The 13410-nt window shown below is 45.7% G+C and carries 15 protein-coding genes; 10 read left to right on the forward strand and 5 right to left on the reverse strand.

Going from position 1 to position 13410, the window contains the following annotated elements; translation table 11 throughout:
• A partial coding sequence (locus FTU55_RS05375; RefSeq protein WP_180046399.1) for an IS30 family transposase occupies positions 1–350 on the forward strand: 350 nt, incomplete at its 5' end.
• A gap of 65 nt (positions 351–415) precedes the next feature.
• Here the strand turns inward: FTU55_RS05375 and FTU55_RS05380 are convergent.
• The gene (locus FTU55_RS05380; protein WP_180046401.1) at positions 416–1600 is read right to left on the reverse strand and encodes a molecular chaperone DnaJ; all 1185 of its coding nucleotides are present in this window, start codon (positions 1598–1600) and stop codon (positions 416–418) included.
• Positions 1601–1693: 93 nt separating this feature from the next.
• Positions 1694–2725 (reverse strand): molecular chaperone DnaJ, encoded by a 1032-nt coding sequence (locus tag FTU55_RS05385; protein ID WP_180046403.1) that lies wholly within the window; start codon positions 2723–2725, stop codon positions 1694–1696.
• Between the two features lie 255 nt (positions 2726–2980).
• Here FTU55_RS05385 and FTU55_RS05390 point away from each other — a divergent pair, with 255 nt between their 5' ends.
• Positions 2981–3658: a DUF421 domain-containing protein gene (locus tag FTU55_RS05390; RefSeq protein WP_016659883.1), complete on the forward strand. Its 678-nt coding sequence runs from the start codon at positions 2981–2983 to the stop codon at positions 3656–3658.
• A gap of 141 nt (positions 3659–3799) precedes the next feature.
• On the opposite strand, the gene FTU55_RS05395 is transcribed toward FTU55_RS05390, so the two are convergent.
• A complete protein-coding gene (locus FTU55_RS05395; protein ID WP_158650840.1) occupies positions 3800–4033 on the reverse strand; it encodes a hypothetical protein in 234 nt (77 codons plus the stop codon).
• Between FTU55_RS05395 and FTU55_RS05400 the strand changes: the two genes are divergently transcribed.
• From FTU55_RS05400 to FTU55_RS05415, 4 genes are all read left to right on the forward strand, one after another.
• Positions 4019–4963 (forward strand): transporter substrate-binding domain-containing protein, encoded by a 945-nt coding sequence (locus FTU55_RS05400; RefSeq protein ID WP_104509882.1) that lies wholly within the window; start codon positions 4019–4021, stop codon positions 4961–4963. The genes FTU55_RS05395 and FTU55_RS05400 overlap by 15 nt on opposite strands.
• 63 nt (positions 4964–5026) lie before the next feature.
• Positions 5027–5770, forward strand: coding sequence for an amino acid ABC transporter permease (locus tag FTU55_RS05405; RefSeq protein WP_005176049.1), 744 nt, complete (start codon positions 5027–5029; stop codon positions 5768–5770).
• The gene (locus tag FTU55_RS05410; RefSeq protein ID WP_005176046.1) at positions 5770–6453 is read left to right on the forward strand and encodes an ABC transporter permease subunit; all 684 of its coding nucleotides are present in this window, start codon (positions 5770–5772) and stop codon (positions 6451–6453) included. Before FTU55_RS05405 ends, FTU55_RS05410 begins: the two co-directional genes overlap by 1 nt.
• A gap of 14 nt (positions 6454–6467) precedes the next feature.
• Positions 6468–7193 carry an amino acid ABC transporter ATP-binding protein gene (locus FTU55_RS05415; RefSeq protein WP_171304276.1) on the forward strand — a complete coding sequence of 242 codons (726 nt, stop codon included), beginning with the start codon at positions 6468–6470 and terminating at the stop codon, positions 7191–7193.
• Between the two features lie 60 nt (positions 7194–7253).
• Here FTU55_RS05415 and FTU55_RS05420 read toward each other — a convergent pair whose 3' ends face one another.
• Together FTU55_RS05420 and FTU55_RS05425 are read right to left on the reverse strand one after the other, a co-directional pair.
• The gene (locus FTU55_RS05420) at positions 7254–7991 is read right to left on the reverse strand and encodes a carbonic anhydrase (RefSeq protein ID WP_180046405.1); all 738 of its coding nucleotides are present in this window, start codon (positions 7989–7991) and stop codon (positions 7254–7256) included.
• Between the two features lie 922 nt (positions 7992–8913).
• Positions 8914–10170, reverse strand: coding sequence for an MFS transporter (locus FTU55_RS05425; protein WP_180046407.1), 1257 nt, complete (start codon positions 10168–10170; stop codon positions 8914–8916).
• A 154-nt stretch (positions 10171–10324) separates the two neighbouring features.
• On the opposite strand from FTU55_RS05425, the gene FTU55_RS05430 reads away from it, so the two are divergent.
• The 4 genes from FTU55_RS05430 (at position 10325) to FTU55_RS05445 (ending at position 13387) form a co-directional block, all read left to right on the forward strand.
• The gene (locus FTU55_RS05430; RefSeq protein ID WP_005176034.1) at positions 10325–10951 is read left to right on the forward strand and encodes a 1-acyl-sn-glycerol-3-phosphate acyltransferase; all 627 of its coding nucleotides are present in this window, start codon (positions 10325–10327) and stop codon (positions 10949–10951) included.
• 63 nt (positions 10952–11014) lie between these two features.
• Positions 11015–11932, forward strand: coding sequence for a patatin-like phospholipase family protein (locus FTU55_RS05435; protein ID WP_016659878.1), 918 nt, complete (start codon positions 11015–11017; stop codon positions 11930–11932).
• A gap of 110 nt (positions 11933–12042) precedes the next feature.
• Complete coding sequence (locus tag FTU55_RS05440; RefSeq protein WP_005176030.1) at positions 12043–12522, forward strand: NfeD family protein; 480 nt, start codon at positions 12043–12045, stop codon at positions 12520–12522.
• 10 nt (positions 12523–12532) lie between these two features.
• The gene (locus FTU55_RS05445) at positions 12533–13387 is read left to right on the forward strand and encodes an SPFH domain-containing protein (protein WP_005176027.1); all 855 of its coding nucleotides are present in this window, start codon (positions 12533–12535) and stop codon (positions 13385–13387) included.
• Positions 13388–13410: the final 23 nt, after the last annotated feature.

Genomic DNA, 13410 nt, shown 5'->3' on the forward strand with positions numbered 1-13410 from the left:
AAGCTCTGAAATATTTACCTGCAGAACTGCGTAAAACGTTGACCTATGACCGTGGACGTGAGATGTCAGAACATAAAATACTCGAAGAAGATTTAGGCATAGATGTATATTTCTGTGACCCACATTCACCATGGCAAAAAGGCACATGCGAAAATATGAATGGTTTAATTAGGCAATATTTACCTAAAGGGATTGATTTAAATCAGGCAGATCAGCATTATTTAAATCAAGTTGCCATGTCACTGAATACTCGTCCTAGAAAAGCGTTAGATTGGCTTACACCATTAGAGAAGTTTGCTCAGCTTGTTGATTATCATAAGGCTTTTGAAACTGTCGCACCTCATGTTTGAATTCGCCGTGCATAAAAAAGCATCGTCAAAATGACGATGCTCTGAATGACAATCAATGCTAAAAATTACTCAAATGACCAACTAAATGCTCTGCTTTTCAGTAAAATTTTTAAGTAATCAAAATCCTTATAATCATTTAAACGCTTTTCATCTCTTAACAGTTTTGCTTGAATATCTGCTAAATCGCGTTGATATTTTTTTATCAAATCAACAGGTTTAAAACGCTGTTTGTAAAAACCAGAGCCGATCCAATCAAATGAATAAATAATATCATCTATTTCAAATTGTAATTTCTCTACTTGCTCTTCCAACAATAAATTATAAGATTTCAAATGCTCATTCGCGATTTTTGTTGCCTGTTCCTGATCACCTTGCGCTGTAAAAACACGCAATTTCAAAAGAGTAAGCAAATCTTTTTCCTCTAATGCAGCATTTGCTTGCTGTAATAATTCGGTTTTTTCAATGCGCTTTTGTTCATCTTGCTCTCGATCAGGGTGAATTAAGGCAGCAATTTTTGAATAAATGCTTTTTAGAGATTGCCCTGCCATTTTTTTCGCTTCTTCAAGCTGTGTTTGCTTCTTTAAAATTTTCTTTTTTTCCTTTTCAGCAAACTTTTGATATTCATCACGCTCATCTTCATTAAGCTGATTTTGAATAAAATTTGCTTCTTCTCGATCTAATTTATCTTTTACTTTTTCCATAAACGCGTCGAGATTATTGAGATCCAAATCAAAGTCAAGCCAAGCTACGGGTACCCCGATTTGGTCTGCTATCATTTCTTTTATGGCTTGTTTTTGCATCATTTCATCAGCATCATGCGCTTGATGCGAATGATCATTTACATGAGAGCTGACTTCTTCAGCATCAGCACTTTCTTCTATCAGCTCATAATGTTGAGCAATGATAAGCGTCAACTCATGTTGTTGTTCAGAAAGATTCGGATTATTAAGCAGCTGACTCGCTAAAATTGAAATTTTTTCATCTAAACGCACTAAATATGTTTTTGCGATTTTATGCGTATTTTTATATTGCCAAAGCGTCTCTAATTGAGCGAACAAAACGTGGTGCCACTGACGATATAAAGGTAATAGCTCATCTCTTGCATCCTCTTGAACTTGTTTTTGCGCTTGTTGCCAGTCCGCCAATACCATTTGTAATTGCTCAATTTTCTTAAGCAATCGATTAAACTTTTTTTGTTGTGCCGATAATTTTTCACTCGTTTGATAAATGCTTAAATCTAAATTGCTCATTCACTGACTTCAACGCTAATCTCAATTTCTGTAATATTTTAGCATAATGAATAGCATACAAACTTTTTGCTTAGTTCAAAAAAACTATATTCTTTACAAAACCCCATGCTCCAACAACATCCCTAGCCCACTCTCTTTCCCCATAAAACTCAGCCGTTGCTTCTCCGCTTTTAACTGATGCTTCACGTTCGACACATCCGCATCAATCTGTTTATACAACTGCTCAATATTGAGCTGCCCTTTGGACTTTTGCACCGCAATTTTGGCTTTATTTGACCATACAAGCGAGTTAATCAATTCCTGCATCTGCTGTTTTAAGGACTGGCTTTGTGCTTCTAACGCCTGTTGGTAAAACTTGAATTGTTCTGTGCTTAAACCTTTGTGTGAACCGTTTTTACTTTGCTCAACTTCAAGCTGAAGTTTCAGTAAAAAGAATAAATCTTCCTGTTCGTATGCTTCATTGGCACGTTGTAAAAGCTCGGTCTTTTCCTCTTTTTTAGCTTCATCGGGCTCACGATCAGGGTGAATGATGGAAGCAATCTTGAGATACACAGTTTTGAGTGATTGATTCACCATCTTTTCAGCTTGCGCTTGTTTTTCTTGCTGACGTTTTAACTTGGCTTGCTCACGTGCTTGTTGGTATTGATCATTATTCCAATCTTCAAATACATCATCGGCTTGGACTGTTTCAGTTTCAGGCTCATCAAAAGTGTCTATATTTTTCTTCTTGTTTTTTTTCTTGCTGTATTCATCTGCCTGCTGATAATAGACATGCATTTTTTCCACTTCATCTAACTGCTTTTGACTCAGCAAATGTGAACCTTGTAGTAACCGTGCTAAAGTTTGGATTTTATCTTCCACCAATGCTGTATTTGATTTCGTGAAACTATAACTACTTAGACCATTCCAAAGTGTCTTCATCTGTTCATACAAAGTGCTATATAACTCACGATACGCAGGCATCAGCGCCTTTTGACTATAGGCACGAATGTCATCTTGGGCATGTTGCCATGCAAGCAATAACTGTTTCTGCTGTTCAATCTCATCAATTAAACGATTCAGCTTCTGATGCTGTGGTGAGACTTCAAGCACCATGTTTGGCATGGTTTTCAGCGCAAAAGGCATAGGGAAGATAAAAGCAAAAGAGAAATTATACCTGATTTATGTGAAAGTATTTTTTGACTCATCTCAGTAAAACTGAAGCAAAGCAAAATCCTGAGCAAATAAGCCTTAACATTACATGGCTTCAGATCAGGTAATTTTTTGAATTAACCAAGTCACTCAAATCATTGCAGTTCATTACGCAACTATAAACATTCAGCCGCCGCAATTCATGCATAGTATCAACAAAGACCAACAGATTATAAAAAGGACATTCACATGGATTGGGCCAGTATTTTTATTCATGACACCACTTGGGCTTTTGCTGCTGAAATTAGCGTGCGTGCCATCCTCATGTTCAGCATGATCATTATCTTTTTACGTCTGACTGGAAAACGTGGTGTGCGCCAGCTGTCAATTTTTGAACTGGCGATTATTCTATCGCTGGGTTCAATTGCCGGCGACCCGATGTTCACCGAAGATCTGCCGCTGATTCAGGCCCTGCTAATCATGAGCATCGTGATTTTCCTGTATCGTCTGGTGACCTGGTTAATGATGAAATACCAGCCCTTTGAAGATCTGCTGGAAGGCAAGTCGCTGTATATTGTCGAAGATGGCGAGCTGGTCTTAGAAAAGATTAAACGCGGTAAAATGTCGCACGATGAATTCTTTGCCGAAATGCGCCAGCAAGGGGTCGAACATCTGGGACAGGTACGAGTCGGTTTACTCGAAAATGATGGCAAGTTTAGCATCCTGTTTTTTTCCAATGATCAGGTGCGTTACGGTTTGCCCCTGTTTCCCAAAGCCTGTCAGGAAATTACCGAAGTCAAACCGCATACCCATTACGCCTGCGTATACTGTGGCTATACCGATTTTTTGCAAAGTGCCGAGCAGATCTGCCCGCGTTGTGACAGCTGTCACTGGACTGAAGCCATCAATACCCTGCGGGTAGATTAATCGCGTGATTTAAATCTCTGTGCCGGTTCATCTACCTTCGCCTAACTTTTTATCTCAACTTTGGTCATATCTTGGTCTTTAATGGCCCAAGACTGGCACAGTTCCTGCTGTATTTTATTCATGCTTTTTGCTGCTATTTATCTAAAAAGTGGTTATTTCATAACGATTTATCATTAACAAAACGGTTAAAAATTTCGCTTGAGCAATGCTGGAAATCTCGCTTAAGATGAAGCTATGCCGTTGTGCAGAGATAATTAAAACAATCTCATTTGCTTCATTACCTGATAAATCAGTTCCAGGATTGGAATTGCCATGAATAACAGCAAATGACCAATAATCAATACAAAAGGAGTTTTGTACATGACCTCTAAACACACCCTCACCTCCCTGTTTTGTGCCAGCGCATTCATGCTTGGCCTCAGTGCTTGTAGTGACAATAAAGCTCCAGCTGATGCCAATAGCAACACCAATGCCGCTGCCTCGAGTTCGGGCACCTTAGAGAAAATCAAAAAGTCCGGCACCATTGTGCTGGGTTATCGTGACTCATCCATTCCCTTCTCCTATATTGCCGATACGCCAAATCAGCCGGTCGGTTATGCGCATGACCTGCAACTGAAAGTGGTGGAAGCGCTAAAACAGAAACTGGAGATGCCAGATCTGAAAATCCGCTATAACCTGGTTACCAGCCAGAACCGGATTCCACTGGTCTCTAACGGGACGGTCGATTTAGAGTGTGGCTCGACCACCAACAATCAGGAACGCCAGCAGCAAGTGGCTTTCTCGGTCGGTTTCTTCCAGGTGGGTTCACGTTTACTTACGGCCAAAGATTCCGGTATTCAGGATTTTGCTGACTTAAAAGGCAAAAAACTGGTCACCACCGCCGGTACCACTTCTGAACGTTATATCCGCCAGCATGAAAAAGAACTCGGTATTGGCGAAATTATTTCAGCCAAAGACCATGCCGAATCCTTCTTGATGCTACAAAGTGGCCGCGCCGCTGCCTTTATGATGGATGATATTCTGCTGGCCGGTGAAAAATCCAAAGCCACCGATCCAGACAAATGGGTGATTGTCGGTACGGCGCCAATTCAGGAAATTTACGGGTGTATGCTGCGTAAAGGCGATACTGAATTTAAACAGGTGGTGGATGATGCCATTAAAGCCACCTATAGCTCGGGTGAAATCAACCAGATGTATAACAAATGGTTCCAGCAGCCAATTCCACCGAAGAACATCAACCTGAACTTTGAAATGTCCGATCAGCTGAAAGACCTGATTGCCAATCCGCACGATCGTGATCAGTAACACTCCAACATAAACCGGCTCAGGTAAACACGGATGCTTTACCTGAGTTTTTGAGGAGGACGTATGAATTATAGTTGGAACTGGGGTGTCCTGTTTCAGTCTACCGGCATTGGCGACAGTACCTATCTGCACTGGATTCTCGCCGGTCTGGGCTGGCTGCTGGTGATTGCCATTGTGGCCTGGAGTATTGCCATGCTACTGGGCAGCATTTTGGGGATTATGCGAACCCTGCCCAGCAAAACCGCCCGCACGATTGGCACCGCCTATGTCACCATTTTTCGTAATGTACCGCTGCTGATCCAGCTGTTTATCTGGTTCTATGTGGTGCCCAATTTCCTGCCAGCGCCCATCAAAAGCTGGTGGATGAATGATCTAGGCGCGCATACTTCAGCGCTGATTTCAGCCAGTATTGGACTGGGACTGTTTACCGCGGCGCGGGTCTGTGAACAGGTGCGCACCGGTATTGAAGCCCTGCCACGCGGACAGATCAATGCCGGTTATGCCATGGGTTTTAGTACCGCGCAGTTATATCGCTATGTAATTTTACCGCAGTCATTTCGCACTATTTTGCCGCCGTTAAGCTCGGAGCTGACCAACTGCGTTAAAAACACCTCGGTCGCCTCTCTGGTCGGGGTGGCGGAAATTATCTCGCAAATGAAAACCATCAGTGAGTACACGCAAAACACCATTGAAATTTATACCATTGTCACCGTTATTTTTATTGTGATTAATATTTGCCTCATTCAGGGCATGAACCTGCTGGAAAAACGTTTACGTGTTCCCGGCCTGATTGCAGGAGAAAAATAATGGAATGGCTCACTGCATTTTTAAATGATTTACAACTGTCCGGGCCAGCGCTATGGCATGGTTTTACCATTACCTTAAAAGTGCTGGTCATGGCGACCATTGGCGGTATTCTAATTGGCACCCTGCTGGCGTTAATGCGCCTGTCTTCTATTCGCGTACTGAATCTGTTTGCACAAGGCTATGTCAATCTGTTCCGCTCGATTCCCTTGCTGCTGGTGCTAATGTGGTTCTATTTTGCGGTACCATTTTTCTACACCGCCCTCACCGGGAATTACCTGACCATTGATACTGCACTGGTGTCGAGTATCGTGGCCTTTATGCTATTTGAGGCGGCCTACTTTTCTGAAATTGTCCGTGCCGGGATTCAGTCCATTCCCAAAGGCCAGACTGCGGCTGCCTATGCGCTGGGCATGACTTATGGCCAGTCGATGCGGCTGATTATCTTACCGCAGGCCTTTCGCAAAATGACCCCGCTGCTGTTACAGCAGACCATCATCCTGTTTCAGGACTCCACCATGGTTTATGCCATTGGCCTGCTGGATTTCTTCCGCACCAATTATGTCCGCGGCGATTTAATGGCGCTGCTGACCCAATATATTCTATTTGCCGGGCTGGTGTATTTTAGCGTGAGTTTAATCGCCACCTATGCAGTGAAAAAACTACAAAGGAGGCTGACGGTATGACCGAACCCAAGATTATGATTGACCTCCAGAATGTCAGCAAATGGTATAAGGATTTTCAGGTCCTGACCGATTGCAGCACCCAGATTCGTCAGGGAGAAGTGGTGGTGGTGTGTGGACCATCGGGTTCGGGAAAATCGACCTTGATTAAAACCGTAAATGGTCTGGAACCGTTTCAAAAAGGCCAGATTCTGGTTGATGGGATTTCAATTAGCGATCCGAAAACCAATCTGAACAAACTGCGCAGCCGTGTTGGCATGGTGTTCCAGCATTTCGAGCTGTTTCCGCATTTAAGCATTACCGAAAACCTGACCATCGCCCAGGTCAAGGTACTGGGCCGCTCGGAAGCTGAAGCCAAACAGAAAGGGCTGGCCTATCTGGATCGGGTTGGTTTAAGTTCGCAGGCCAACAAATTTCCGGCGCAACTCTCTGGTGGGCAGCAGCAGCGGGTTGCCATTGCCCGGGCCTTAAGTATGGACCCGATTGCCATGCTGTTTGATGAACCAACCTCGGCGCTGGACCCGGAAATGATTACCGAAGTACTGGACGTGATGGTCGAGCTGGCGCGTGAAGGCATGACCATGATGTGTGTGACTCATGAAATGGGCTTTGCCCGTCAAGTCGCCAACCGGGTGATTTTTATGGATCAGGGCAAGATTGTCGAAGACTGCACCAAAGATGAATTCTTTAATACCCAGCGCGGTGAACGTGCCCAGCAGTTCCTGGATAAAATCCTGCATTAATCCATACGAACACCCTAAATTAAGAAGCAGATCAAACGATCTGCTTTTTTTCATATTCGATTACTCCAGCACCAGACGTGCATTGGTCGGCTGTACCGGCCGGTTATTCGGATGTTCCATCAGCTGTGAAAAAGCCTGAATCTGCTGTCTCGAGGCCTGCTGAATCTGTTTGAAGACAATCCAGCGCACGCCTTCGGTACACGGCGGCGTGGTTAAAGAGCCGTTAAAACGATAATAATCCCGTTGCTCCGGTAAAAATGCCGCGGCTACATCCTGATGGTTTAAAATAATGGCCTCACCGGGTTGCTGCGGTAACTCCTGCCACAGCTGTTTCAGCTTCGGATTTTCCTGACCTTCCTGAAACATAATTGCCAGCACCGCCAGCTCACCCGCAGGTGTGGCATGTACCAGATGCATCTCCATCGCAAAACTTTGCCCCTGAATGGTGTTTTCACTTGGACTATGCAAATGGAACTGCTTGAGTTCAAAGATTTTCTGGTCCAGTTCTAAATGGCTACCCTGCTCAAAATTGACCTGAACCGTGCGCTGGTTATTCACAATGGTTTTGGCCTTGGCCGCATAGTTCAGTTTTAACGGCGGCAACTGCGCCGGTGTGGTCTGGGCAATATTAATGGGCGCCTGATTCATGCCAGCGCAGGCCTGATATTCCTGTTTTAACTGGCTCCATTTATCCGGCGCAGTCTGTGCCGCATAGCTCCAGTCAAAATGACTGCCCTCGGCAGCAAAAGCCATATTCATACTCAAAAGTGCAGTCGCTGCAAAAATACTCCGTTTCATTCTTCAACCTTGAAAACACATCATCAAAAGAGCCTTGATCATCCGTAACCTGCGCCGGCAGGACAAAACCAAATCTTCCAACTGTTTATTGCTTTTGTATCTGATTGGAGCGGTTTTTGAGCGTTATAATTCAGCCTGATGGCCTGATAATGACTTGTCCGGTGCATCGACTTATCAAGTTGTACTGATCAATCACGACGTTGCCGCCCAAACCCACCTTGGTTTCCAGTTCGATGGTGATGCTTTTTTATAAGTCCGGTACTAACAGTTTTCTGGCTGCTGGATCAGCGACTTATAAAACTGATGACGCTTTGCTTAAATCAACCGGCAACAACATGAGGTATTGAAGAAGTAGATCAGCGATTCTGCTGGCGCTGGCCGATTTTTTAGCTCAGCTTTAGCATGGAATTTTCGCGGTCTTACTAGGTATGTTAAGTTTTCTACCGGGATGGATTGGCCTCGAATTTTAGCTGCACCAGCATGAAGCATGATTGACGTTGTGATTTAGCCAACGCCACTTGTCATTGACGAGTTGATCACAGGATTCATCACTAAAAATGGAATATCTAAACCAAACCAGCTGATGAGTATCTTGCTTATTCAAAAGTCAGTCTTTCTGATCAGGAGCATCGATCTATGAGTTGATTGAACAGGAATTCGACAGTCAGCACGTCAGCGCCTGCATCTGTCTTAAATATGTCATAAACAGCCACTACACTGCTTGTCATCGGGATCGCACACCACTCCCTGCCCATATTCAGGGTCAATTCCAAGAAAGTGCCCTCCTCACTGTATAACATCAGCACAGCCACTATTCATTCAGCAAACGGCTGTGGGTCAAGGTGGAAGGCCATTATTTTTAATAAACCAGTTACGACTCCAGCGATTCCCTCCAGGATCGCTTTTTTTCTTTTTTAAGGGTTTATTTGTGCTGAACCGCCTCATCTTTGGGCAGGCTTCTGGCCCAGACCAGAATCGGAAGCAGACACAGCAGCGCAATCCCGCTAATCATCATTAAATAGCGTGCATAACCAAGCTGATCGCCCAGTATGCCGCTGAGGCTATACAGCCCACCACTGACGGTAGCCATCAGCGCCACCTGAAAAGTAAAATCGGTACCGGCCAGCTGTTTGCGGCTATAGTGCATCACCAAAGTGAGCATCACCACCAGCAGCATCGCCGAAATACCATCTTCCAGCGCATTAATCAGATAAATCAGCCACAGCGCTACCGCCTGCTGCTGTTCATACTGATAGGCCAGCCAGCTATAGGCAGTTAAAGCCAGCACTTTCAACACTGAAAACAGCACTAAAGCCTGAGCACGTGACATCACCCGGAGCAATAAGCCGGCCACACCTGCACCCAGTAACGCCGCAAACGCCCCTAGCATGGTCACATAAATACCAATCTGGGAAAAACTTAAGCCCAAATCGACCATTAACGGTTTGAGTAATGGACCAGACAGACCATCGGCAATTTTAAAACTGAGCAGCACCCATAACCACAGTGCCAAGCTGCGGCTCTGGCGAAAATAACCCAGATACTGGCGCACGACCTGCCAGGAAAAAGGCGTGGTCTTCTGCGCTGTTTTGGCTGAATGTTGCGGTTCTCGATACAGTAAAATTGGCAAGGTATTTAAAAATACCAGCAGTGCCAGCATCAGAAACGTGGCCTGCCAGTGCAGCCAGTCCAAAGCCCAGAGCATGGCGCCCCCACCAACAATAAAGCCCAGCCGTGAACCAATCACCTGAAAGGTATTGCCCCAGTGCTGCTGCTGGCCAGTTAAAATATTCACCGCCAGTCCATCGGTGGCGATATCCTGCGTGGCCCCAACCAGATTCATCAGCAACAGCCCGAAAAAAAAGCCAAACAAATACAGCGGTTCATTCAGGGCCTGAATCGGGATAAATGACAGCCCGATTAACACCACGACACTCAGCAACTGAGTCGGAATAATCCAGGAACGGTAATGGCCCTGAGCGCTGCGGCCAAAGCGATCCACCCACGGCGCCCAGAAAATTTTAATCGACCAGGGCAACATTAACAGGCCAAAACCGCCAATATGCGCCAGCGATACCCCTTGCGCCCTTAAGATCACCGGCAAGGCATGGGTCATAAAGCCCACCGGCAGACCTTGCGCCCAATACAGGGAAAACAGCAACAGATAAAGATTCGGCATAGCAGCGGACATTCCTTTTTATTTCAGGCCAAGCGGATGGCTCCAGGCAAAACTGCTCAAACAAAAGCGTATTTTTGCTCTGCTTCCCCATTGAATAAAGTCGCAATATTTTGTAAAACTTGGCTGAGTTTCAGTAGGATAATACATAAAAACAATGACCAAGCAATTTCCTGTTTTACCTGATCAAGTACCTGGCCGCGGCAGCGCCCTGAGTCGAGGCTTTTTTAAATCGCTCTTTTTGGCCCAAGGCTGGCAGCTGAAAGGCGAATTTCCCAACCTTCCCAAAGCGGTGGCAATTATATCCCCGCATACCTCCAATATTGATGCCTGGCATGGCTTCGCTGCTTTGCTCGGACTGGGGCTAAAAGTCACCATTTTTGGCAAACATACCCTGTTTAATACACCGTTAAAACCGCTGCTGGAGTGGATTGGGGTGGTGCCGGTAATTCGCCATGCGCCGCAGGGCCATACCCAGCAGATTATTGAAATTATCCGGCAACGTGAACAGATCTGGGTCGGCATGGCGCCGGAAGGCACGCGCAAACAGGCCGAGCAGATTCGCAGCGGTTTTTATCATATTGCCTATGGCGCACAAATTCCGATTGTGATGTTCTCTTTTGATTATGCGCATAAGACCATTCATATTCTTGGTGTGTTTCATCCGACCGGGCATTATGAACAGGATTTAGACGCGATTTATCAGCATTATGAAGGCAAGTTTTCTGCCAAAAATCCGCACTGGCTGGCCAAGCCGTTACAAAAACGCTGGCCCAAAGACTAGCCAAAACCGTATTTTTTTGCTGAGATGTGCGCATATTTTGTTGAATTAATCTCCTATCGAATCATGAAATTACTGCAATTTTCGACAGCCGGCCTGTTATTGCTGGCACTTTCCGGCTGTGATCGGGCGGTACAAACCCCAGTGACTCCAACGCCTATTCAGGCGCGTGAACCGGTGGTGGCCATTGCCTTAGGGGGTGGCGGTGCCAAAGGTTTTGCCCATATTGGCGTACTGAAAGTTTTAGAATCACACGGCATTAAACCGAAAATTGTAACCGGCACCAGTGCCGGCAGTTTTGTCGGCAGTCTGTATGCCAGTGGTAAATCACCGTATCAGTTACAGCAACTGGCCCTAAACTTTAAAGAATCTGATATTCGCGACTTAACCCTGAACCGTCAGGGCTTTGTGCTGGGCCAGAAACTGCAGGACTATGTCAATCAGCAGGTCGGTAACAAAGCCATCCAGCAGTTCCCGATTCGTTTTGCTGCAGTCGCTACCCGTCTGGACAATGGCCGTAAAGCCGACTTTATTAAAGGCAATGCCGGTCAGGCGGTACGTGCCTCCTGCAGTATTCCAAATGTGTTTGTGCCGGCGACTATTGCTGGCACCAAATATGTCGATGGCGGCCTGGTCAGCCCGATTCCGGTCAAAACTGCCAAAGATATGGGCGCCGATCTGGTCATTGCGGTGGATATTTCCGCGCGTCCAACCGGTAATACGCCCATGAATATGTGGGGCCTGCTCGATCAGACCATCAACATTATGGGCCAGCAGAGTATTCATGAAGAACTGCGCCAGGCCAATGTGGTGATTCAGCCTAAAGTTGGTCATATTGGCACACTGGATTTAAAAGCCAGCAACCAGACCATTTTAGAAGGTGAAAAAGCTGCCCAGCTGAAAATCCGCGCCATTGAAAAAGCCATCAGCGACTTTAAAAAATCTCCAGCCGCTTTGGCGCCACCACCTAAAGCCAAATTTTAACATCGGGGATTTTTTCATATCCAAGTCGGTTGTCATCTGCTACATTGAACAGCATACAGATTGATCTATATCAATGATTCTTTTTACAATCATTCGCGACGAGTCGATGTATGGAATTTGTTCTTGAACCTTGGCACTGGTTTGTTTTAGGCATTTTGCTGATTCTTTCCGAGCTGCTGCTGCCGGCTTTTGCTGCGCTCTGGTTTGGCGTGGGCGCGCTGATGGTGGGCGTTTTATATCTGCTGTTCCCGATGATGGGCACCACCACGCAGCTGGTGATGTGGATCATTTTATCGGTGCTGTGTACCCTGCTCTGGTTTAAATTTATTAAACCGCTGTCGATTGATAAAACCAAAGCCGGCCTGTCACGGGAAGCCACCATCGGCCAGATTGGTATGGTCATCCAGACCAATCTGGAGCATGACGAAGTGAAAGTCCGTTTTCCGATGCCGGTGCTCGGTTCTGATGAATGGAACTGCCGCACTCTAAGTCCGGTGCAGGTCGGTGATCGTGTGCGTGTGGTCGATATTCTTGGCAATGATCTGGTTGTGCAGTTGCATAGCCTGCAGAATGACAACGAAAAACAGTGAGTAATATAAAATGAATGCTGGCTCCATTATTGTTTTAGCCCTGCTGGCCTTTGTGGCCATCACCATTTTTAAAGGGGTGCGTATTGTTCCACAAGGCTATAAATGGATTGTGCAACGTTTGGGTAAATACCACACTACCCTAAGTCCGGGTCTGAACTTCGTAATTCCCTATGTCGATGAAGTGGCCTATAAAGTCACCACCAAAGACATTGTACTGGACATTCCATCTCAGGAAGTCATCAGCCGCGATAACGCCGTTCTGCTCATGAACGCGGTGGCCTACATTAACCTGACCACGCCAGAAAAAGCGGTGTACGGGATTGAAAACTATTCTTGGGCCATTCAGAACCTGGTACAAACCTCGTTGCGTTCTATTGTCGGTGAAATGGATCTGGATGATGCGCTGTCCTCACGTGACCATATTAAGGCACGTTTAAAAGCCTCGATTTCAGATGATATTGCGGACTGGGGTATTACCCTTAAAACCGTTGAAATTCAAGATATTAAACCATCCAACACAATGCAGTCAGCAATGGAAGAACAGGCGGCAGCAGAACGTCAGCGTCGTGCCACCGTAACCAAAGCCGATGGTGAAAAACAGGCAGCCATTCTGGAAGCCGAAGGCCGTCTTGAAGCTTCACGCCGTGATGCCGAAGCACAAGTGGTGCTGGCCGAAGCTTCGCAACGTGCTATTGAAATGGTCACGACAGCAGTCGGCGATAAAGAAATTCCGGTGGCCTATCTGCTTGGTGAACAATATGTGAAAGCCATGCAGGATATGTCGAAGTCGCCAAATGCCAAGACGGTGGTATTACCGGCCGATATTCTGAATACCATTCGTGGGGTCATGGGCCGACAAAACTAAGCACCTTTTTAGCCAAAAATAGA

Source organism: Acinetobacter sp. YH12117, from assembly GCF_013418865.1.
Lineage (GTDB): Bacteria > Pseudomonadota > Gammaproteobacteria > Pseudomonadales > Moraxellaceae > Acinetobacter > Acinetobacter indicus.